This is a genomic window from Streptomyces sp. NPDC001450, from assembly GCF_053597295.1.
Map to the genome: position 1 here is coordinate 332,535 of NZ_JBSFHY010000001.1, position 21,457 is coordinate 353,991.

The following is a 21,457-nucleotide window of genomic DNA, read 5'->3' on the forward strand; positions in this document are numbered from 1 at the left end:
GTTCTTTGATCCGAAGGTTTTCTGGGGCTCGGGCCCGGCAAGCTGGGGCGGAACTGCTGCAACTGGGTGGGGGGCGGAGATGATCAGCCGTGTTCAGCGGTCAGCGCACTCGGGGGCGCCGGTGCAGGTTGACGTCGGCAGCGTGTCGTCGAGGAGGGGAGGCCGCCGTCGTGGTCAGCCTTGTGGCGGCCGGCGACCTGCACGGACTCCGCGTCCGGCTGAGCCCAGGTCTCCGGCCTGGCGAAACGGACCTCCGTGCCGCGCCTTGGGGACGGGTTTGCGCGTCACCCCGGCATCGCCCCCTCCGCTGCCCGCCGCCGATGAGGTCCTCGGTGGTGCGGCGGACCTGGGGGCAGTGACCTCGGCGACGCAGTCCTCGGGGCTGAGGCGGACCGCGCAGGGCCAACCGGGGGTCGTCGGGTGCTGGTCCCGGCCTCGGCCGTAGGTGTGGCTGAGCAACTGCTCCGCACTCGTCGGCGGGGTCCGGCCGGGCAGCCGGTTGCTCACATCGGCAGGCAGGGCGTGGCCGGTCATCCGTGGCCCTGAGCTACGGCAGTGCGGCCAGTGTGCGCGGCACCCGAGCGGCATCGACACGGCCGCGACTCAGTGCCGCGTACAGGGCGGGCCGTCCGCGCTCAGCCCTCCGCCCAGGCTTCATCCTCTGCGCGAGCCGTGTCATAGGCCAGGCGGGCGGTGGCGACCTGGGGCAGGTGGGCGTCGGACCAGTTGGCGATGGCGTCGAAGACGGGGACGAGGGTGCGGCCCAGCTCGCTGATGGCGTACTCGACCCTGGGCGGGATCTCGGCGTGGTAGGTGCGGGTGATCAGGCCGTCTCGTTCGAGCTGGCGCAGGCGCTGGGTGAGTACCTTCGGTGTGATTGTCGGCAGGAGGCGCTGGAGTTCGTTGAAGCGCGAGCGTCCGTGGTGTTCGAGGGCCCACAGGATCGGGGTGGTCCAGCGGCTGAACACCAGCTCCACCACCGGGTTGATCGGGCATGCCTGCTGCGCCTGATCGGTCACAGCGCCCTTCCTTCCATTCGCTCGCGCGCCCGGCGTCCAGCGACGCTGGGTACTTTCCTCAAGGAAACCACTATGCGAATGATACTAGCGTGGTGGTGTCAGCAAGCGGGCCGGCAGTGGGCCGGACCGCGCGGCGATCAGCCGGCTGCCCGTCGTGCCGACGGGCCGTCCGCACCACCGAAAGAGGCACCACCATGACGTTTCCCGCGCTGCCCAAGCGTGCGGGCGACCGGCCCGAGACCGGGCCCGAGGTCCCACACCTACAGCTCACCCAGTCCAGCCCGCCGCAGATCAAGGAGACGCTGCGGCGGTGGATGGCCACAGAGCTTCCCGGCACCGTCTCAGGCCGCAGCGAGATCTCCGTCCCCAGCACCTGGGCGGTGTTCCTCAGTGATGTCGCCCCCGCCCGCGGCGCCCGGCTGTTCCTGCCGCGCGGGAACGCGGAGTTCGTGCACCTGCACGCCGACGGCAGTCTGCACCTGGCCCTGAACCCGGTCGACCACGCCGCGTTCCTGGCCTCCGGTTGGGGCGAGAAGCACCCGCTCTACGACCGTGGCGCCAATGTCGTCATGTTCTACGCTCCGCGCGACGAGGCCGAACTGGAGGTGGCCAAGCAGGTCATCGCCGCTTCCTACCGTTACGCCACCGGTCACGCACCGACCGCCGGGCCCGCCGCAGTCTGACCCGGATCCGCCTCCTGTGCTGGGGCACCGGCGCGCAGCAGGCAGCGGCACGGCTGCCGCGATGTTCCTATGAGGTCCGTCAGATCACTCGCCGGGTCCCGTACGGCACCGACGCCATCACCTCACCCACACCGTACGAGCCGCAGGGCCAGGGCCCTGCCGCGCCGGGGATCGATCCCCAGCCTGCGGCCTCCGCCTTGCCCGTTTCCCGTTCTCCACCCTGGCCAGCAAAGGCTTCTCCATGTCCTACCTGCTTCACATCGACTCTTCCTCGCTCGGCGCCGATTCGGTGTCGTCCCAGGTCGCCCGGTCTTTCCGGAACACCTGGGAGGAGCCGGTCGTCCACCGTGACCTGGCCGTCTCGCCCGTACCCCACCTGGACACAGCGGGCATAGCCGCTTGGGGCACCGACCCCGCCCGGCGCACGCGGGAACAAGCCGAGGCCGCGGCCGTTCAGGACGAACTCATCGAGGAGTTCCTCGGCGCGAGTGCCTACCTGTTCACCGTGCCGATGTACAACCTCACGATGCCTTCGGTGTTCAAGGCATGGCTTGACCAGGTCATCGTCAAGGGCCGCACCTTCGGCTTCGCCGACGGGCCCGCGGCGTCCGGCCGTCCGGCCCTGGTGGTCTCGGCACGCGGCGGCGGTTACGGCCCCGGCACCCCCAACCACGGCAAGGACTTCGTCGTACCCGCGCTGGAGACAATCCTGCACGATCTTCTCGGCCTCGACGTGACCTCGCTGACGCCCGAGTTGACCATGGCGCCCGTCGTCCCGGCATTGACCCACCTGATTCCGCTCCACGAGGCATCCCTGGCCCACGCGCACCGGGAGGCCCGCCGGCAGGCCGAGAAGTTCGGCGAGCAGATCGCCGCCTGACCCGCCCCGGCACCCGCCCCCACACTCACCACTCGCCCCCCACGGAGGAATCCCATGCCCAAGGTCACCACTGGAAAGGTCCTGTTGACCCTCACCTCACTGGTCACCCTGACCGGTGCCTACATCGCGGACTGGAACAAGACCCACATCTACAACCCCAACTGGCCGCCGCACGCCAAGTTCCACAACGCCCAGACCATGAGCATGGGTGCCGCACTCGGCCTGATCGGCCTGTACCTGCTGTGGGTGCACCGGGGCGCCTGGACGCGCTCCCTGGTCCAGGTCATCGTCGTGGCCGAGTCGCTGTACTGGATCACCCAGCTGTCGGCAATCCTCTATCCCGGCACCGCCCTCGTGGACGGCGACTGGGTCCCGCCCATCCAGCCGGCCCTCGCCACAACCATGCTGGCTCTCAACGCGCTCGCGTACTTCCTCGAGCACCGACGGCTGGAGCACTACATCGCCTGACGCCGTGGCCCCGCCAGGTACTCACCCGAGCCGCCGCCCCGCCCACGCCCTGACGGCCAGGAGCGGGGCGGCTGCCTCCCCGTTCCCGGCCCGGCCGCCGTCAGCCACGACCCCAGCGCCCCGCCACGCAGCGACGCCGAAGGAACCCGGTAGCTGGACCCCGCATCCGGCGTCTACGTAACCGGCGACCCCGGCAGGGCTTTGCGTTTCGGCGGATGCGCTGTCGCCCTTCACCGTAGGTGTGTTCCTGCAGGTGAACGGGGTGGGGAACGGACGCGGCAGGGTAAGAAACCGACAGCCCGGCGGCTCGTTTCCGGCTCGGCTGTTCCGGGGTACAGGGCCATGCTCCGACTTCTCCGGAACGCGTCCCGTGAGGTCAGGCGGGCCGCATCGCACCGGCGCGCAGCTGTGCGGGCGTGATGCCGTATTCCCGCACGAACGCCCGGGTGAAGGTCGTCCGGTCGGTGAAGCCCGATCGGGCCGCGATGGAGGCGATGGTGAGGGGGGTGTACCGGGGGTCGGTCAGGGCCCGGTGGGCGGCGCGCAGCCGTGCGGAGCGGATGTAGGCCGCCGGTGAGGTGCCACTGTCGGCGAACAGCTGTGTGGCGTAGCGAACCGAGACGCCGTGCTGCCGGGCCAATGTGCCGGGTGTCAGGTGAGGGTCGGTCAGGTGATCGTGGACGAAAGTGCGCATGGTGGCGAGTGTCGCCTGGCGGCCGTCCGGTGCCGTGGGCTCGTCTCCGGCCGTGGCGCGCAGAGCGGTGGCCAGCAGGTCCACGGCGGTCCGACCGAGTTCGGAGCGCTGTCCGGGTTCGAGACCTGCGGAGACGTTCGCCAGCTCGCTCAGGTATGCGGCAAGGACGCGGGCCGCGGGGTGCTCGGCGGGCACAGGCCGGCCGCATTGCCTCCTCAAGTGGCCAACCTGGTTGGCTAGTTGTTCCCTGGGGATCTGCAGCACGAGCTGCCTGGCGCCGGTAGGGAAGACCAGCCGGTACGGGCGGGCGGCGTCGCAGAGAGCGCCGCCGGCGATGGGCAGAGCCGCCTCGTGTCCGTCCTGCCAGAGTGTGCCGGTGCCCGCGAGATGGAGAAGGAAGAGGTAGTCGTCGCGGGGCTCGCTGCGGGCCAGCCGTGGTGTGCGCGTCACGACGGACTGTCCGCGCGTGCGGACCTCGGTGAGAGTGAGCCCCGGGCGCAGGGCGTTCTGGCGCACTGAACCGCGGAACTCGGGGGGCGCCGACCCCAGGGTGAGGGGGACGAAGCTGTCGGTGATGACCTGCGCCCATGTGTCGGCGGAGTGCTCGATCAGGACGTCCATGGCAGTCGGTCCGGTCTGTGCAGGGCTTGTTTCGTGCTCGTCGACGTGGTGGCTTGCGGATGCGGATGCGCCCTTTCGGAAGGCCCGTGCGGCTCGGAAGGCCGTCGAGGGCGCATCCGGTCCGGGCGGATGCGTTGCCTGTTCTGCTGGTCAGCCCAGGCCGTCCGCGCCGACCTGTACGGCCGATTCGTCCAGCAGCGCGTCGGAGACAGGTTGCGGGCGGCCGTCGAGGTCGAGGACCGGGGTGGCCTCCTTGTACCAGGACTCGATGACGGCGTTGCCCCAGAAGTCGCGGCGGCGGTCGTCGTGCACCTTCCAGCGGTAGGTCTCGTGGTCGGGGTCGCCGGTGTAGTAGTCGGAGGTGTAGATCTCGACCCGGTGGCCGTCGGGGTCCCGGAGGTAGAGGTAGAAGGCGTTGGAGACGCCGTGGCGTCCCGGGCCGCGTTCGATGTGGTGTTCCTTGCGCAGTGAGCCGAAGAGGTCGGCGGTGCGCAGGACTTGGTGTGATTCGTGGGTGGCGACACCGAGGTGGTGCAGGCGCGGGCCGGCGCCGCCGGTGAAGGCGACGTCGTGGACGGTCTGCTTGCGGTACATCCAGGCCGCGTACAGCTCGTGTTTGTCGCCCTCGATGGTTTCCGAGCAGCCGAAGCCGAGCGACGTGTAGTGGGCGTAGGCGGCCGGGATGTCCGGGGTGCAGAGGTTGAAGTGGTCCAGGCGGGCGATCTCGGCGCCTCGGCGCAGGTCGTAGCGTTGGATGAGGCGTTCGGCGTGCTCGGTCTCGTGGAAGAACTCGACGGGGAAGCCGAGGGGGTCGATGACCCGCACGGCGTCGCCGACTCCGCGGGTGCCCTGGCCCTTGGGGATGCGGCGGACCGGACGGCCGAGTCGGGTGAAGAACGTCTCCGCCTTGTCCAGGTCCTCGGGGGTGCGCAGCCGGTAGGCGATGTGGTCCAGGGCGGCGGTTTCCCCTGCGCGCAGGACGAGTGAGTGGTGGGTCAGCTCGTCGGTGCCGCGCAGGTACAGGAACTGTTCGTCCTCGTACTGGACATGGAAGCCGAGCATGTCGACCCAGAACCAGCGGGCCTTGGCGAGGTCGGTGACGGCGAGCTGGGCGTAGGCGGAGCGGACGACGTCGGGTGCCCCGGCGGTGTGTGCGGGATTCATCGCGCGGCTCCGAAGCGGGGGGTGTGCACGTGGCCGAGGGCGACGTGGACGATCTTCGATTCGGTGTAGAAGTCGATGCTGTGGGCGCCGCCTTCGCGGCCGACGCCGGATGCCTTGACGCCGCCGAAAGGGGTGCGCAGGTCGCGGATGTTGTGGGAGTTGAGCCAGATCATCCCGGATTCGACGGCGTGCGCGATGCGGTGGCCACGCTTGAGGTCGGAGGTCCAGATGTAGGCGGCGAGGCCGTACTGGGTGGCGTTGGCCAGCTCGATCGCCTCTGCCTCGTCGTCGAAGGGCGCGACGGCGACGACGGGGCCGAAGATCTCCTCCTGGAAGATGCGGGCGTCGCGTTCGACGTCGGCGAAGACGGTGGGCTGGAGGTAGTTGCCCTCCGGCAGGTGCCCGGGGCGGGTGCCGCCGGCGACCAGCCGGGCCTCCTTCTTGCCGATCTCGACGTAGTCGAGGACGCGTGCGTAGTGCTCGGGGTGGACGAGCGCGCCCACCTCCGTGGCCGGGTCCGAGGGTAGGCCGACGCGTACGTGTGCGGCGCGCTCGGCCAGACGCCGGGTGAACTCCTCGTACACGGGCCGCTCGACCAGCACCCGCGAGCCTGCCGTGCATCGCTCGCCGTTGAGGGAGAACACACCGAAGACGACCGAGTCCAGGGCGGCGTCGAGGTCGGCGTCGGCGAAGACGACGGCCGGGGACTTGCCGCCCAGCTCCATCGAGGTGGTCTTCAGGTGCTGGGCGGAGGAACGGATGATGTGCCGCCCGGTGTCGGTGGAACCGGTGAAGGAGATCAGCGGCACGTCCGGGTGGTCGACCAGGGCCTGCCCGGCCTCCTCCCCGATGCCGTGCACGATGTTGACCACCCCGGCCGGGACACCGGCCTCGGCGAAGATCTCCGGCCAGAGCGACGCGGACAGCGGGGTCCACTCGGCGGGCTTGAGGATCAGTGTGCAGCCGGAGGCGAGGGCCGGGGCGAGCTTCCAGCTCTCCAGCATGAACGGGGTGTTCCACGGAGTGATCAGCCCGGCCACTCCGACGGGCGTGCGCACGACATAGCTGAACTGGTCGGTGCCCTGCCGGAAGGCCTCCTCGCCAAGGGCCACGATGACGTCGGCGAAGTAGCGGAAGTTCTCCGCCGCCCGGCGGGCCTGGCCGCGTGCCTGGGTGATGGGCAGGCCGGAGTCGTAGGTTTCCAGGGCGGCCAGCCGGTCGTGGCGGGCCTCGACGGCGTCGGCGATCCGGTTCAGCGTGGTGGCGCGCTCGCGGTTGGACAGTGCGGCCCAGGCGGGGCAGGCCGTGCGGGCGGCCGTCACGGCCCGCTCGATGTCGGCCGCAGAGCCACGTGCTGCCTGCGCGTAGACGCTGTTGGAGACCGGTTCGGCGACATCGAAGGTGCGGCCGTCGGCAGCGTCCGTGAGTTCTCCGCCGATCCAGTGCTGGATGACGCGGGGCAGTCCCTCTGGGGTGACGGTCATCTGTCGGCTCCTATCTGCTGGGTGAGGTCGCCGCCCTCGGCGAGCAGCGCGCGGATGCGGGCCAGGCCGGCGTCGGTGGGAGAGGTCAGGGGCGGGCGGACGTGGGCGGAGGAGATGCGGCCCTGCTGCGCCAGCACCCACTTGGCCGGGGCCGGGTTCGTCTCCACGAAGAGCAGGTCGACCAGCGGGTGCAGGCGGTAGTGCAGAGCACGGGCGGCGTCGAAGTCCCCGGCCTCCCACAGCTCGTACATCCGCGCCACCGCCGTCGGTGCGAGGTTGGCGACGGCCGAGACGAACCCCGCGCCGCCCAGCGCCAGCAGCGGCAGACACAGCAGCTCGATGCCCGACCACACCAGCAGCGAACGGCCGCAGACGTGCAGCACCCGCGAGAAGTGCTCGAAGTCCTTCGTCGTCTCCTTCACCCCGACGAAGTTGTCGAAGCCGGTGAACAACCGCCGCACCGTCTCCGGCGCGATGTCGACCGCCGTTCGCGACGGGACGTTGTAGGCGACGATCGGCAGGTCCGGGAATTCCCGGGCGACGGTCGCGTACCACTCATAGAGCGCTTCTTGCGTGGGCCGGGCGTAGTAGGGGGTGATGACGAGTGCCGCGTCGGCGCCCAGGTCACGGGCTGCGGCGGTCAGCTCCAGGGTCTCGGCGAGCTTGTGCGAGCCGGTGCCGGGCAGGAACGGCACCCGGTCGGCGATCTCGCCCGCGACGGTGCGCATGGCGGCGATCCGCTCGGCTACGGACTGGGCGCTGGGCTCACCGGTCGAGCCGCCCAGCGAGATGCCGTGCGAGCCCGACTCCAACTGCCAGCGGACCAGGCCCGCCAGGCTGTCGTGGTCGACGGCACCCTCATGGGTGAAGGGTGTGACGAGGGGGGCTATCGAGCCCCGTATGAGGGACGGGTCACTGCGGAACTTCACAACGGCTCTCCTTCGGCCTGTCGGGCTATGTCGTTCTTGCACCAGAGGTCGTACTGTGCGCGCCACGGCGGGCCGAGGGGGTACAGCCCGTGAATGCTCTCCCCGGCCAGCACGCGCTCGGTGATGAACCGCTCCTGGCGTTCTTGCTCCCGGCAGTCGTCGATCAGCTCCTGGGTCAGGTCGGGGGGGACGACGACCACGCCGTCGTCGTCGCCGACGATCAGGTCGCCGGGCTGGACGAGGGCTCCGCCGCAGGAGATCGGGACGCCGGTGTCCCAGGGCACGTGGCGGCGGCCGAGTACGGAGGGGTGGGCTCCGCTGTGGAAGACCGGCAGGTCGAGACCGGCGACGGCCACGCTGTCGCGCACGGCGCCGTCCGTCACGACGCCCGCGGCCCCCCGCTGCAGGGCGCGCAGCGCGAGGATGTCGCCGAGGGTGCCGGCGCTGGCGTCGCGGCGTGCGTCCATGACCAGGACATGGCCGGGACGCAGTTCCTCGATCGCGCGTTTCTGGGCGTTCATCCCGTTCCCGTAGCGGGCGAACAGGTCCTCACGCAGCGGCAGGTAGCGAAGGGTGTGGGCGACGCCCACCATCCGGGTGCCGGGGATGGCAGGGTGCACGCCGTCGATGGACATGTGCGGCAGGCCGCGCCGCCGCAACTGCGCGCTCAGCGTCGCGACCGCCACCGACCGCAGTCCGTCCTCGGCATGCCTGGCCAGCAGAGGTTCGGGTACGAAGGAGCTCCCGCACGCCGCCTCGCGCTCGGCGGGGCCAGCCTTGGGCTGCGCGCCCCACGGCTCCAGATCGTGGTCGGCGTCGGCGATGGGGTTGCGCAGCCGTCCGGTGCTCAGCTTCCCAGCGCTGACCTCGACCTCGACCACGTCGCCAGGGGAGACCACCCCGGCTCCGGACGGGGTCCCGGTGAGGATCACGTCACCCGGCTCCAGAGTGATCAGCCTGGACAGGTCGGCGATCAGGTCCGCGAAGGGAAACAGGAGGGTGTCGGTGGTGTCCTCCTGGGCAAGTTCGCCGTTGACCCAGGTCCGCAGCCGCAGGGCGGCCGGGTCGATGTCCCGGGCGTCCAGCAGGCGCGGCCCGAGCGGGGTGAAGCCGTCGGCGCCCTTGGAACGGAGATTTGAGCCGCGGTCGGCATACCGCAGGTCATAGACCCCTGCGTCGTTGGCGGCGGTGACATGGGCGACGTGGTCCCAGCCCCACTTCGGCGGGACCCGGTGCGCGCGGCTGCCGATGATGAGCGCGATCTCGCCTTCGAAGCCCATGAGTTCACAACCACGCGGCCGGACGATCGCATCCGTGCTGCCGGACAGAGATGACGGCGGCTTGAGGAAGTACGAAGGCTGTGAGGGCGTGTGGCCTCGTTCGCGGGCACGGCTGCGGTAGTTGAGGTGAACCGCGATCACCTTGCCGGGGGTTCTGCCAAGCGGGTGGGACATCAGTCACGCTCCTGAACAATGTGGACCCGGCCTTGCGTGCGCCGAGGATCCGCCGCGGATGCCAGGTACTGGTCGAGAGCCCGGCTCAGGTCCCCCGCGGAGGAGGCCGGGCCTCCCAGCCGGTGCACGCCCGTCCCGGTGTGCAACAGCAGCGTCGGATAGCCCTCGACGCCCAGACGACGCACCTCGCGGAAGTCGGCCCGGGCCTGGGCGCGCGTGGCCGGGGAGGTGTAGGCCGCGGCCACCGTCCTCGGGTCCAGGCCCAGCCCGACGGCGATGCTCCGGTAGGTCCGCACGTCGGACAGGCTGCGGCCGTCGGCATACCAGGCCCGCTGGAGCGCGGCAGCGGCATCCAGAACGTCCACGCCCGGCTGGTTACGCAGGGCCACCAGTCCGCAGGCAGCGTCGGCGGAGTCCATGACGACCGTGCCTTCGGCGAGGACCGCCTCGTACGCGTCACCGAAGGCCACCCCGGTCAGCTCGGTGATGCGGGCGTTGGCCCCGGGGATGTGGGGGTAGGCCGCGGCGGGCAGAGCCCTGGCTCCGGTGAACAGCCCGCCGGACAGTACCCGCAACTCGATTCGTCCGGCGTTGGCCCCGGCGAATTCACGCAGGGCCGGGCCGAAGCCGTAGCACCAGCCGCAGTAGGCATCGAAGGCGTACGTCAGCCGGGCGCGATTCATCGCGGACATCCGGATTCCTTTCCTCTTTCCGCTGCCAGACCATCGCCCGGCCGCGGCGGTACCCCTCAAACTAGGGTGTGACCAGGAACCCATCCGGATACGTTGGCGACTGATGATGGTGAAAAAACGACACAGTCCCGTGGGCGAGATCGCCGACATCGGCTTTGCGGCTCCCGTCGGCACGCCGACCGGAATCGAGATCATGTCCCTGGCCGAACTGCGGAAGCGAGCCCCCGTCCGGATGGGCAAGGCCGGGCTCACAGCACCCCAGCGGCCGGCCTTTCACCATCTGCTCACCCTCACGAGCGGCTCCCTTTGGCACACGGTCGACTTCACCGGCTACGCCCTCAAACCCGGCTCCTGGCTGTGGGTCCGCCCCGGCCAGGTACAGCAATGGGGCAACCTGGACGACGCCGAGGGCACACTGATCCTTTTCGAACGCGATTTCCTGGATCCCGGCACCGTGGCCACCGCGGCGGTGGACGACCGACACGCCCCGGTCCTGCAAGTCCCGGTCGCGGAGGACCGCCATGCCCTGGACGTGGCCACCTCCCATCTGGCGCTCGAGTTCCAGGCTGTGCGCCGACTTCCTTTGGAAGCCCATGTGGCGGTGCTGCGTCATCTCCTGGCGGTGCTCGTTCTGCGCCTGGCCCACCTCACGGCCCCGGTCGGCAGCCCGGCTCCCGGACCCGGTGAGACCTATCTCCGCTTCCGGGACGCGGTCGAACGCGACTTCACCCGCACCCGCCGCCTGGACGACTACGCCCAGACTCTCGGCTACTCGACGCGAACCCTCTCCCGTGCCACGCTGGCCGCCGCGGGCATCGGCGCGAAGGAATTCATCGACCGCCGGGTGATCCTCGAGGCCAAACGCCTGCTCGCACACGGCGACCAATCGGCCTCACGCATCGCCGCCCAGCTCGGCTTCTCCAGCGCCACCAATTTCAGCAAGTACTTTCATCAGCGCACCGGACAGTCGCCGATCGCCTTCCGTGCAACTGTGCGTGGACAGGCCCTATAGGCCGGTTGCGAGGGCCGTCGGTGAAGAGACTGGTGCGGGCACCGACGACCAGTCCTGCCCTCGTGCAGCGGTACACGGCTCTGCGTGTTCCTTGAACGTTAGCCGCCCGCAAGGGAGGCGCAGGTCACAGGGCCGAACACTCCCATGGGGTCGCCGGTGAGGCTGCGGTTGTGCTGGTACTGGGTGACGCCGCGGAGGGTTGCGTGGTCAAAGGCCCCGGTAGGCGAGACGTACGTGAAACCCTGTCCGAAGAGCAGCTGTTGGAGGCGCTTGACGTCAGGGCCGGCGTCGCCTGGGCTGAGGGTGCGGAGGCACCGGGCCGAGGACCCACTGTGATGTGCCGAGGCGGACTTGAGGGGTGGCACGGAGGCGGATGGACGGGTCTGCCTGCCCACGCTGGCGGAATCCGACACGTGTCCGGTCGTCGGCATCACCGGTTCATCTGGAGCGGCTGGTGAGGCTGGCGGGACCGCCATGCCGGTCTGGTCCACCACCGGCATACCGCCCGAGGACTCACGGGGGTCCGTATCGCCAGGGCACAGCATCGTCGTCAACACCGTTGTCAGCAGCAGTCCGGCACTGACCACGCCCGAGAGCAGCAGGTCCGACCGGGTCCACCCGGCCAGGAGGGTACGGCGGTGCTGCTTGCGCCGATGCCTTGGCCCGGGACGCCCCACAGGCCTTTCCGGAATCGTCGGACCAGTCGTGGCCTTGGCTATAGCCCAGTACTCATCGAAGAGTCTGGCCTGCGGTATGTCTTCCACCTCGGACCGGAGCACTGACCGCACGAAGCCTGTGACCGGCTCCGGGCCGAGATCGTACGCAGATGGTGATCGGTGCACTGCACTTCTCCTTACTGAATTCTCCACGACACACTCACTGCGTTTGCGGTGACCACGCAGGCTGGCCCGGTCGACATCGGTCTGCGCCGGAGTGGCGTAGTCGTGCACGTGAAGCTGCAAGGCACTCCTGCGGCTGGCCGGCTTTCGACGCTGGCGCCAAGGCAGCAGCCGACTCGGGCGCAATGGGCGAACGTGGCTTCTGTGGCTGCCAGGCGCGGGGCGGCGTCGGTTTGTTGACGCCTATTCAGGGCCCTAGTCCGGGCACGAGCGATGCGGCCGGTATCACCTGTTCGTACGGCTGTGACCAGGCGTCGCAATCCCAGCTTTGCGTCCGTGCACGGTCCGACATCCATGGCGATGTCTACGGACGCCTTAACCTGCGCTCGACGACCTGGCGCATCACCGGAGCCATCCCTGCTCCTGCAGTATTCCTCTGAGTTCCCGCAGCCCGTAGTACACCCGCGACTTCACCGTGTCGTGGGGAAGAGCGAGCACTGCCGCGGCCTGCCGGGTCGTGCGTCCAGCCAGGTAGGACTCGACGATGGCCTCGCGGTGCGCGGAGGGCAGGCTGGCCAGGGCGTCCGCGACGACCACGGCGGACGGCTTGAAGTCCGACTGGTCTGCGCCGACAAGAAATCTCGTCGTTTCCCTGCGCATGCCGTTATTTCACCCAGTTCGTTCTATGGCTGCCTAGCGCGCGCCAGGCGGGAAGAGCCCCGGATGCGGTCAAGGCGTTCTGTCTGTCCGGGACGATGAATCTTGCACAGTGGTACGCGGCTGGAGGGATTGTTGCGCGCACGGCAGGAACTCCTGGGAAGAAGAATGTCATCGCGGTCAATGTCGGTGAATGATGGACATCCTTTGGATGCGCCCGAGGCAGGCGTTGCGAGGCGGCGCCACTCCGGGAGGTCCGGCATGAGCCATATGTCACCTTTCCTCGAGGTTTTACCGGGAGGGCGCGTGAAGAGGGCCAGTCTTCTACGAGCCGCCGCCCGGGCCGGTATTCGGCCAACTTGGCTTGTTCGCGGGGCTCCAGTGATCAGCATGCTACTCATGCCGTTCGACGTAACCCTTGGTAAGTTGCGGCGGTCGAGCAGGCTTATGGCTCCCTTAAGCAATGTTTGAGGGTGTGTTACTGAAGTTGAAGACGGGTTGTCGTGGGTGTGATGGACAGCCCGGTTCCGGATGCATCCGTTGATCAGGTCGGGGCAGTACTGGATCGCTCTCAGACCAGGTCGGATGGTCTGGATCAGATGCTCGGGTGCGGCGAACGCCGTGTCGGACAGCCAGCCGCGCCGCAGCAGGGACCAGATGCTCCACGGGATTGAGGTAGGGCGCGTAGGAAGACAGCCGGTAGACGGTGCGCCAGTCCCGTCCGGCGATGAACTGGTGCATCCCGGCGGCGAGGTGGACATTGAGGATGCTCAGACCGAGACGCTCGATCCGCTGCCTCCGCCGCGACCGCTTGCCGCCTTCCGACCGCCGTCGAACCCACCGCATCGCCGCCTTCACCGCACGACTCCGAGAGCAGGCCGAGGCGTGGATACCCGAACCGCTCCTGACGAGGTCGCGCAGGAGGTTCAGCGCGGCGCTCGCCCGCCGTCGCCACCGGGCTGGTGCCGGTGCGGGCTCGTCCCAGCTCATGGCCGCGGCGTGGGACCTGCGGTCACACTCCCGCCGTGACCAGCGCAGACGCGCCAGCTCCAGGGAGCCTCGAGGCGGGCTGGTTCGCAGCCGGGCCGTTGCCCCAAGTACAGCCTGTCAGCCGCACGCCGCAGAGCAGCACGTTTTTGTGAAGAGTCAGGTGCGGTCACCGACGACCGCAGAGCCAGCGCACCTCGGTGCCCAGCCCCGGTGCGGCCCGCCACCCTGATCCAGGCGCACACAGGCTGAACCACGGAGCCCCTCAAACGAGTTGGACAACAGTCCGTTCACTCCGCTGGCATCTCCGGACGCGCCTGCGTGAGGCAAATTGACCCGGAAAAGTCCTCCGCCCGAAGCCTGACACGGCCCTCGCTGTGGACCAATCCGCGATGATCCGTGCACAGCCGGATCACTACAGCCCGGTCGAACACACCGTTGCCGCTGTCACCTATCTCGGAATCGATCCACTCCAGTACACAGTGCCAGTGCTGGAAGTGCCGCCGGTCGAAGTAACCCATGCGGGAACTGAACACAAGCGTTTCATAAGTCCACGAATACTGGTCAGCCGCCATGGAAGACTCCCCTCGTGTACTCGTGGGAACCCCTCAGCCGTTGTGCCCGACGATCAACTCGACGGCGACCACTCGCCGTGCGCGGCACCGTCCGACGTAACGCTGCTCGCTGAGAGCCGCACGGTCACCCCCAGGAGCAGCATCCGTCCAGCGGCCATGCGGGGCGAGCGTATATGTACCTGCCCAGACACTCATCTTCTGGTCAGGCGCGCATGCTCCAGGGACGCTGCTCGACCGCTGCTTGCCCATGCCCCGCCGGAACCGAATCAGCTCGGCCAGTGGCTGTACACCTCAGCGGGACACGATTCGGCGAGCCGCTGTTCCTGCAGGAAGCCGTTCTCGGTGTGACGAGGGGGGCGGCGACGAGTACGTAGGCCGAGGAGGCGTGGCGGTTTACGTGTTTTCCACCTCTTTGGTTGCGGGGTGACCGTGCAGGGTTGGTCCTGTTCGGTCACTCATCGCCCTCAATGTCGGATGACCATGATGGAAAGCTCGCGATCACAGTGGTTCTCTCGCCCGATCTGCGCACCGATGGTCGGCCCTGCCGCCGACGGGTATGGCGACATCGCCCACGGCTTCGCGGACGCGCTGAGCGTTCCGAGTCACGCGTCGTGCCCTCTCGTGCACCGTGCGGAGGCGGTCGCTCATGCTCGCCGGATAGTGGGTTCGATGCTGAGCATCTGGCAGGTCGGTGAGGGCGCGGCTGAATCGGTGCTGCTGGTGGTGTCCGAACTGGTGACCAACGCCATCGAGCACGCCCAACCGCCGCTGGCTCTGCACCTGCGCCGCGAGCGGGCGGACCTCCGGGTATGGGTGGGGATCACCGACGGGGGACCGGCGACGCGAGAGGGAGCCTGGGCGGCGTCCTGTTCGCAGGAGGAACGCGGGCGGGGTCTGTGCATCGTCGATGCTCTGGCCACAGCGCACGGGACGCACGACCGCTGCGGCCGCATCACTCACTGGGCCCGCTTGCCTGTGACGGAACAGCCCGCTTGAGGCCAGTCACTGTCCGCGGAAAACGAATCAGCTTCACTCATCGCAGGCGCTCTCAGGCGCGTGTCGCCACGCAGGGGTTTTGCCGACCTTGCAGCGCGCCTGTCTGCGGGCTGCAGACGCTTCGCCATGCGCGTGTTCCTCAGAATGCCGTCCCGGATCCGACAGTCACAGTCGGGGCATTGCCTCGATGACCTGACCACTCCGTACCGTCACCATGCGGCTGGACGGACTCCCCTGGGTCCGGGTGTGGGTCAGTAGAGCGTGTGAGAGCCGTCGGGTAGCCAGCCTTCGAGGTATCCGGCAAGAAGGGTGACGACCCCCTGAGGGGTCACCCGTCTGCGATGACGGCGCAAGTCGTCCAAGGTCCACAGGGTGTGCCTGCTTCCGCTGTCGCATGCCGAGCGCGCTTCCGCGTTGCTGATATGGGCGATCAGGACGTGGGCCTGCGTCACCCGCTCGCATTCCCAGGCCTGGTCCCTGCCTGAGGTGTGGGCTCCACGGACGGCGGCGAGTCGTGCGTTGCTGATGCCGAAGGCCCGCGCGAGATGGCCACGGGCCTGGTGGGCGGGCTCGTCGTCAGTGCCAAGGTGGATGGACGGGATAGTCCAGTCGCCGCAGCAGGCGCCGCACAGCAGTAGCTCCCGATCGTCACTCACGAGCAGCAGGAGTGCCCGCCGATCCTGCTGCCCGCCGGGGATGTGGCGGATGGGCACACCTCCACCTTCCCCTCTTGCTACTTAAATAGCAAGCATGTCTCAGGAGTGTTCCACTGCCGCGGGCGTGCGGCCACAGGAGGGAGCCGGGGTGACGTGGTGAGGTGCGACCTGCGTCGCCATGCTGAACTTGGTCGGCGGCCGGCACCTAGGGCGGCGGACTCGGGTCGCGGGCGCGGGATCGCTCCCGACCCGAGCCGACGAGCTGACTCAGGGGCGACCGAGGCGGGACGACGCACTGCCTGATCTCGGCGTTTGGAGAATCGGGATCCTCGTTTTTAGGCTCTGAGGTGAACCCGCCCTGGCCTGGGGATTCTCTGTTTCAGACACATCCCACGAAGGCAGTGCCTTGCGTGAAACGTGGCTGAATGCTCTGTGTGAGCCTCCGGCCCCGCTGCGGCAAGGATGGGGACCGCCACGAGGGCGGTCCCTGACAGAGCAGCGGATCAGCGGGACGCCGTTGGGCGAGGCTGAGGTCTCAGTTCTGGCATGCGGTGGTTCCACAGGGAACGGGAGGTGCTCCGCGTGGTGGAAGCCGGTCTCGGTGTCGCTCTGCCCCTCGTCTCGTTCGCCGGCCGCCGTGGTGACACCGACTGGTTCGCGGTGCTCGGGATCTCTGGGGCAGACGATGGTGATCAAGTGGTACCAGCGGCGTGCGTGGATGCCGGAGCGGCGTTCGTGTTTCCGGACGGGCGGGGGGACGAGGGTGCTGGTGCCATCGTCGAGGTAGGCACGTTCGTGGACTCGGCCGCCGTTGGACCACAGTTCGTGGCGGCAACGGCCGTAGCCGTCGCCGCGTCCAGGATGGCGCAGGCAAGGCCGAGGGCTACGGCGGCTTCGCCGCCGGGATGGTCGCGGGGGACGTGGGCGTAGTTGAGGCAGACACGGCGAAAGTAGCCACGCCGGCGGGTGGAGAAGACCACGAACTTGCTTCCCGACACCATCGCTTCCTGGATCATCGGCGATGTGGCCCGTGGGCGACGGGGCACGCCGCCGCCGTTGCGCGGCAGAGTCCGGCGTGCTCTCAGCAGTCTGGGCGGCGGAGGGCCGAGGCGAGGGTCGCCTCGAGAGCACCGAGGGCCTCCTCGGAGGTGAACTGGCCGGCTTCGACCTGGTCTCCGGCGGCCTGGACCAGGGCGTAGATGGTGCCGACCAGCCAGTGGGAGGGGAGGTCGTCCCGGAATGCTCCTTCCTGCCGCCCTCGGGTGATGAGCCGTTCCATCGCCGACAGGATGCCGACGTGGTGATCGTGGACCGCTTCCGCGGGCAGGGCACGGCGGGCGGCGTGCAGCATGCGCAGGTTGCGGTCGAGCAGTTGCCAGGAGGAACGGATGAGGGCCCGGAGTGTCTCGTCGGCCGGGCCCTGGTCGAGGTCGGTGGCGTCGAGAACCGCGGCGACCTCGGCCAGGGCGCGCTCCATCAGTTCGCTGAGGAGCGCCTCGCGCGAGGAGAAGTGGCCGTACAGGGTGACCCGGCCGACTCCGGCCGCCGCGGCGATCTCGGTCATGCTCGCGTTGGAGTTCTTGCCGAAGCATGTGGTGGCGGCGGCGAGGATCGCGGCGATGTTGCGCTCCGCGTCGGCCCGACGGGGGTGGGCGGAGCTGCCCCGTCGGGCTTTCGCGGTGCCGTTGTGGTGTCCGGAGTCCATGGGGTGGAGTCTAAGGACCGTGAGTGGTTCCTCTCAGTGAACGTGGACACCCTCGGGGAGCTCGGCCTTGCCCCGGGGAATCACCGCCAGCGCGATGACCGCCGCCACCGCTGCCACGACGGCCAGCGCGGTGTAGGCGGCGTGGAAGCCGGTTGCGGAATGCTCGGCGATTCCGGTGGCGGCGATGGTCGAGACGGTCGCGGCGCCTACGGCTCCGCCGACTTCGTGGAACGTGTTGACCACTCCGGAGGCGATGCCGGCCTCGTGATGGGAGATGAATCCGAGCGCGGTGGTGGTCGCGGAGACGAAGACGGGGATGATGCCGATCGCGCCGACGGCCAGGCCGGCGACCGTACCGGGGGTGCCGTCGACCAGAGCGAGAACCAGGCCTCCGCTGCCCGAGACGAGCAGTCCGCCGACGGCGACGGGGCGCGCGCCCGCGTGGGCGATGAGGTGCGCCGCGAGGTGGCCGCCGATCGCCGTGGCGACGGCGACGGGCAGCAGCAGAGCCCCGGTGGACAGGGCGGAGAGCCCGCGCACGTCCTGGAGGTAGAGGGACCCGAGGAAGACGAAGCCGAGCAGCAGACCGGTGGCGACCAGCATCAGGAACGAGCCGGCGGCGACCGGGCGCTTGGCGAGGATGCGGAGGTCCATCAGCGGGGCGGAGATCCTCCGCTCGACGAGGGCGAAGACGGTGTAGAGGACGGCGGAGCCGAACAGCGGCACCAGCGTGTCGGCCGAACCCCAGCCCGCGTCGCCCGCCTTGATCAGGCCGTAGATGAGTGATCCGGTCGCCGCGGTGACCAGGACGGCGCCCGGCAGGTCGACCCGGCTGTTGCCGTGCGGCGCGGACGCGGGGAGAAGCCGGGGCAGCAGGAGGAAGATGCTCAGGCCGACCGGGACGTTGATGAAGAAGACCCAGCTCCAGCCCGGGCCGGCGGTGAGTACGCCGCCGAGGATCGCACCGACCGCGAAGCCGATGCCGCCGAGCATGGCCCAGATGCCCAACGCCTTGTTCCGCTCGGGGCCGTGGAAAGTGCGGGTGATCGTGGCGAGCGCGGCCGGGGAGAGCAGGGCCGCGCCGATGCCCTGCGAGAGCCGTCCGCCGATCAGGACGGTGGCGTTCTCCGACAGGCCGGTCACGAGTGAGGCGACGGTGAACAGCACCAGGCCGGTCAGCAGCAGGCGCCGGGCGCCGAAGGCGTCGGCCAGGCGGCCGCCCAGCAGCATCAGACCGCCGAAGCAGAGTGTGTAGGCGGTGACCGCCCAGGTGAGGGTTTCGCGGGTGAGGTGGAGATCGGTGCCGATGCTGGGGAGCGCGACGCTGATCACCGTCACGTCCACGATCAGCATGAACTGCGACAGGCAGAGCAGGGTGAGCAGCATCCAGCGCCGTGGGTGAACCGCCGGTTCGGGATGGGGCTTGGCGGTGGCGTGGGTGGCGTGAGCCATCAGTGGGCCTCCGAATTCATACAAGGTGTATGAGTTACGGTACCGCACAGAGGGATAACCTGAACAGCAGTGTTTGAGTTGCTCGGAGTTGCTCGCGTGCGCTTCGATGCGCCAGTGCGTGTCTCGGGCCCTGATGGCGGCGTCCTGGCAGTTCATCGTCTCCAGGACGGTGTCGTCATCTGCTCGGCAGTCAGGGCCAGGCTCATCCACAGGCCGTCGAGTGCAAGGCTTTCCGGCTCGACTGCAGCCGCGTCCCAGAAGTCCCTGCGGCATGGCTGGACTCGCCGGACGTGCCCGACGACCACGTCATCGTCATTGCCGAGGCGGTCCTCCTCCGCGACATCCGCACACCGCTGCAGCGGGAGATCTTCCTCCGCGCCCTGACCCAGACGCTGCAGGTCCTCGGCAGCGCCGAACTCCAGGCCGCATCCGCTCAGTGGCTCGACGCCCGGGCACCGCACACCGGGGCACATCCACATGAACCTGCAGCGCAGGCGCTGACTCCTCGCCCCCATCCGCCAATGCCAGACACGCCGCCTCATGACACAGCACGGACCATCTCGCACGTACACGACCGCCTGGGCGCTCATCGCCCTGTGCACGAGCCCGGACGAGTTCACCCCTTGTGCAGCAATGGGCCAGGGAATCAGGTGACTTCGGTGAGCCAGGCCTCCACAACGATGAGCGGAGCGAACCGAGCGGCGCTGAACGAGCCCGCCGGAAGCGCCGGCATCCACGTCATCGACTGGGGGCGGCCAGGCGCTGAGACATGACCACCCGCCTGGAAGCCGCCGCCAGTGACTGAGGCGGCAGAGGACAGCAACCCCTCAGGGCTACGCGGTCAGCGCGGAGACGCGGCGGAGTACCTCGTCGCGGCCCAGCGTACGGGCCACGGCGAAGAGGTCCGGGCTGCGGGTCGAGCCGGTCAGGGCCACCCGGATCAGCTGGGAGGCCTCGCGGATCGAGCCGGGGTAGGCGTCCGGGTTCTTCTTGAACTCCTTGGGCGTGGGGGCGAAGCCGTGCTTGGTGGCGAGGGTCCGGATCTGGTCGAACCAGGCCTGGGGATCGTCCAGTTCCGCGTACTGCGCCGCGAAGTCCTGCGCGAAGGCGCGGACCAGGTCCTCGTCGAGGCCGCCGAGACGCTCGTCCCCGGCGGCGACGAGGGTGAACAGCTGCGGGAAGAAGAAGCCGTAGGCGTCGCGGAAGTCCGACCACTTGCGGAGATCCTTGCGGGGGTTGTCCACGCCCACGCGTTCCACGTCCACGGCCGCCAGTGCGAGCGCCCGCTCGGCGTCCAGCACCGGCACGAGGTCGGGGTCGTGGGACAGGGCCCACTCGCGCACGGCGGTGAGGATCTGCCCGCTGCTCAGCGTGGCGATGTGGTCCGCGCTGATGCCCTCCAGCTTCACCAGGTCGACCAGCGGACCCGCCACCCCGCAGTCCTCGAGCCTGATGGGCTCCTGCAGCGCCTGGGCGAGCGGCAGTTCGGCCAGCCGGCCGTTCGCGAGCCCGCGGAGGTAGTAGAGCACCGGCTCGGCCGGGTAGCCCTCGCCGAGATAGAAGTCGACCGTGGACTCGGGGTCCTTGCGCTTGGAGAGCTTCCGCTTGCCGCCCTTGATCTGCTTCATCAGCGGCGCGATGTGCGCGTACACGGGCGGCTCGAAGCCGAGCGCCTCGAAGAGCTGGAGGTGCACGGGAACGGAGGAGATCCACTCCTCGCCCCTGACGACGAGGTTGACCCGCATCAGGTGGTCGTCCACGACGTGCGCGAAGTGGTACGTCGGCAACCGCAGCGCGCTGTCGGAGGACTTGAGGATCACCACGTCGTTGCGGTTGTCCTCGTGCTCCAGGCGCCCGCGGATGGCGTCCGTGAAGGACCGGCGCGCACCTCGCAGGGCGGGCGAGCGGAACCGCACCACGTAGGGCGCACCCTCCGCGAGCTTGGCCGCGACCTCGCCGGGGTCGGCGTCGCGCCAGATCGCCCAGTCGCCGTAGTAGCCGGTCGGGACCTTGGTGTCCTCCTGGCGCTGCCGGATGTCGGTCAGCTCCTGCTGGGTCGCGAAGCAGAGGTAGGCCTGTCCCGTTCGCAGCAGCGCACGCACGTAGCTGAGGTAGATCTCCTGGCGTGCCGACTGGAGGTAGGGGCCGTAGTCGCCGACGGCCGTGGCGTTGTCGGCGGGCAGGGTGAAGTAGTCGAACGCCCGGTTGAACTGCTCGATGGCGCCCTCGACTTGGCGCGACTGGTCGGTGTCCTCGATGCGTACCAGGTACGTGCCGCCGGTGCGGTGCGCGACGGCCTGGTTGATCAGGCCCGCGTAGATCCCGCCGATGTGGACGAAGCCGGTCGGCGACGGCGCCAGCCGGGTGACCTGCGCGCCGGCGGGCAGGTCGCGGGCCGGGTAGCGCTGCTCCCAGTGCGCGGGCTCCGGAAGGTCCGCGGGGAACAGTGCGTCGATGGTGCTGGCGTCGAGCATGGAGGGTCTCGGCTTC

The 21,457-nt window shown here is 69.1% G+C and carries 20 protein-coding genes; 6 read left to right on the forward strand and 14 right to left on the reverse strand.

The genetic code is table 11. The annotated features are described in order from the left end of the window. Positions 1–635: 635 nt before the first annotated feature. Positions 636–1,019 carry a winged helix-turn-helix transcriptional regulator gene (locus ACWC5O_RS01550; RefSeq protein ID WP_450589609.1) on the reverse strand — a complete coding sequence of 128 codons (384 nt, stop codon included), beginning with the start codon at positions 1,017–1,019 and terminating at the stop codon, positions 636–638. Between the two features lie 194 nt (positions 1,020–1,213). Between ACWC5O_RS01550 and ACWC5O_RS01555 the strand changes: the two genes are divergently transcribed. The 3 genes from ACWC5O_RS01555 (at position 1,214) to ACWC5O_RS01565 (ending at position 3,050) form a co-directional block, all read left to right on the forward strand. Next, on the forward strand, positions 1,214–1,702 hold the full coding sequence (locus ACWC5O_RS01555; protein ID WP_450589608.1) for a luciferase domain-containing protein: 489 nt from the start codon (positions 1,214–1,216) through the stop codon (positions 1,700–1,702). A 241-nt stretch (positions 1,703–1,943) separates the two neighbouring features. Then, a complete protein-coding gene (locus ACWC5O_RS01560; protein ID WP_450589607.1) occupies positions 1,944–2,582 on the forward strand; it encodes an FMN-dependent NADH-azoreductase in 639 nt (212 codons plus the stop codon). A gap of 54 nt (positions 2,583–2,636) precedes the next feature. Then, positions 2,637–3,050 (forward strand): DUF6640 family protein, encoded by a 414-nt coding sequence (locus ACWC5O_RS01565; protein ID WP_450589606.1) that lies wholly within the window; start codon positions 2,637–2,639, stop codon positions 3,048–3,050. Between the two features lie 376 nt (positions 3,051–3,426). On the opposite strand, the gene ACWC5O_RS01570 is transcribed toward ACWC5O_RS01565, so the two are convergent. From ACWC5O_RS01570 to ACWC5O_RS01595, 6 genes are all read right to left on the reverse strand, one after another. Beyond that, positions 3,427–4,365, reverse strand: a complete 939-nt coding sequence (locus tag ACWC5O_RS01570; RefSeq protein ID WP_450589605.1) for an AraC-like ligand-binding domain-containing protein — start codon at positions 4,363–4,365, stop codon at positions 3,427–3,429. 150 nt (positions 4,366–4,515) lie between these two features. Next, positions 4,516–5,529 (reverse strand): 3,4-dihydroxyphenylacetate 2,3-dioxygenase, encoded by a 1,014-nt coding sequence (hpaD, locus tag ACWC5O_RS01575; protein WP_450589604.1) that lies wholly within the window; start codon positions 5,527–5,529, stop codon positions 4,516–4,518. Next, positions 5,526–7,013 carry a 5-carboxymethyl-2-hydroxymuconate semialdehyde dehydrogenase gene (gene hpaE, locus ACWC5O_RS01580; RefSeq protein WP_450589603.1) on the reverse strand — a complete coding sequence of 496 codons (1,488 nt, stop codon included), beginning with the start codon at positions 7,011–7,013 and terminating at the stop codon, positions 5,526–5,528. The genes hpaD and hpaE overlap by 4 nt, the downstream gene beginning before the upstream one ends. Then, positions 7,010–7,942, reverse strand: a complete 933-nt coding sequence (gene dapA, locus ACWC5O_RS01585) for a 4-hydroxy-tetrahydrodipicolinate synthase (RefSeq protein WP_450589602.1) — start codon at positions 7,940–7,942, stop codon at positions 7,010–7,012. Before dapA ends, hpaE begins: the two co-directional genes overlap by 4 nt. Further along, complete coding sequence (locus ACWC5O_RS01590; protein ID WP_450589601.1) at positions 7,939–9,396, reverse strand: fumarylacetoacetate hydrolase family protein; 1,458 nt, start codon at positions 9,394–9,396, stop codon at positions 7,939–7,941. The genes dapA and ACWC5O_RS01590 overlap by 4 nt, the downstream gene beginning before the upstream one ends. Beyond that, positions 9,396–10,088, reverse strand: a complete 693-nt coding sequence (locus ACWC5O_RS01595) for a DsbA family protein (protein WP_450589600.1) — start codon at positions 10,086–10,088, stop codon at positions 9,396–9,398. The genes ACWC5O_RS01590 and ACWC5O_RS01595 overlap by 1 nt, the downstream gene beginning before the upstream one ends. A gap of 103 nt (positions 10,089–10,191) precedes the next feature. Here ACWC5O_RS01595 and ACWC5O_RS01600 point away from each other — a divergent pair, with 103 nt between their 5' ends. Further along, positions 10,192–11,100, forward strand: coding sequence for a helix-turn-helix domain-containing protein (locus ACWC5O_RS01600; protein ID WP_450589599.1), 909 nt, complete (start codon positions 10,192–10,194; stop codon positions 11,098–11,100). A gap of 98 nt (positions 11,101–11,198) precedes the next feature. Here the strand turns inward: ACWC5O_RS01600 and ACWC5O_RS01605 are convergent, their stop codons facing one another. The 3 genes from ACWC5O_RS01605 to ACWC5O_RS01615 form a co-directional block, all read right to left on the reverse strand. Continuing rightward, complete coding sequence (locus tag ACWC5O_RS01605; RefSeq protein ID WP_450780885.1) at positions 11,199–11,645, reverse strand: peptidoglycan-binding domain-containing protein; 447 nt, start codon at positions 11,643–11,645, stop codon at positions 11,199–11,201. Positions 11,646–12,341: 696 nt separating this feature from the next. After that, the gene (locus tag ACWC5O_RS01610; protein WP_450589598.1) at positions 12,342–12,599 is read right to left on the reverse strand and encodes a sigma factor-like helix-turn-helix DNA-binding protein; all 258 of its coding nucleotides are present in this window, start codon (positions 12,597–12,599) and stop codon (positions 12,342–12,344) included. Positions 12,600–13,873: 1,274 nt separating this feature from the next. Beyond that, positions 13,874–14,158, reverse strand: coding sequence for a hypothetical protein (locus tag ACWC5O_RS01615; RefSeq protein WP_450589597.1), 285 nt, complete (start codon positions 14,156–14,158; stop codon positions 13,874–13,876). Positions 14,159–14,779: 621 nt separating this feature from the next. Here ACWC5O_RS01615 and ACWC5O_RS01620 point away from each other — a divergent pair. Continuing rightward, on the forward strand, positions 14,780–15,154 hold the full coding sequence (locus ACWC5O_RS01620; RefSeq protein WP_450780887.1) for an ATP-binding protein: 375 nt from the start codon (positions 14,780–14,782) through the stop codon (positions 15,152–15,154). Positions 15,155–15,405: 251 nt separating this feature from the next. On the opposite strand, the gene ACWC5O_RS01625 is transcribed toward ACWC5O_RS01620, so the two are convergent. Beyond that, positions 15,406–15,867, reverse strand: a complete 462-nt coding sequence (locus ACWC5O_RS01625) for a hypothetical protein (RefSeq protein ID WP_450589595.1) — start codon at positions 15,865–15,867, stop codon at positions 15,406–15,408. Between the two features lie 489 nt (positions 15,868–16,356). Between ACWC5O_RS01625 and ACWC5O_RS01630 the strand changes: the two genes are divergently transcribed. Further along, positions 16,357–16,740: a hypothetical protein gene (locus tag ACWC5O_RS01630; protein ID WP_450589594.1), complete on the forward strand. Its 384-nt coding sequence runs from the start codon at positions 16,357–16,359 to the stop codon at positions 16,738–16,740. 151 nt (positions 16,741–16,891) lie between these two features. Here the strand turns inward: ACWC5O_RS01630 and ACWC5O_RS01635 are convergent, their stop codons facing one another. From ACWC5O_RS01635 to ACWC5O_RS01645, 3 genes are all read right to left on the reverse strand, one after another. Beyond that, on the reverse strand, positions 16,892–17,515 hold the full coding sequence (locus tag ACWC5O_RS01635; protein WP_450589593.1) for a TetR/AcrR family transcriptional regulator: 624 nt from the start codon (positions 17,513–17,515) through the stop codon (positions 16,892–16,894). Between the two features lie 33 nt (positions 17,516–17,548). Further along, positions 17,549–18,967, reverse strand: a complete 1,419-nt coding sequence (locus ACWC5O_RS01640) for an MFS transporter (protein WP_450589592.1) — start codon at positions 18,965–18,967, stop codon at positions 17,549–17,551. A gap of 833 nt (positions 18,968–19,800) precedes the next feature. Beyond that, positions 19,801–21,441, reverse strand: a complete 1,641-nt coding sequence (locus tag ACWC5O_RS01645; RefSeq protein ID WP_450589590.1) for a glutamate--tRNA ligase — start codon at positions 21,439–21,441, stop codon at positions 19,801–19,803. Between the last annotated feature and the right edge of the window lie 16 nt (positions 21,442–21,457).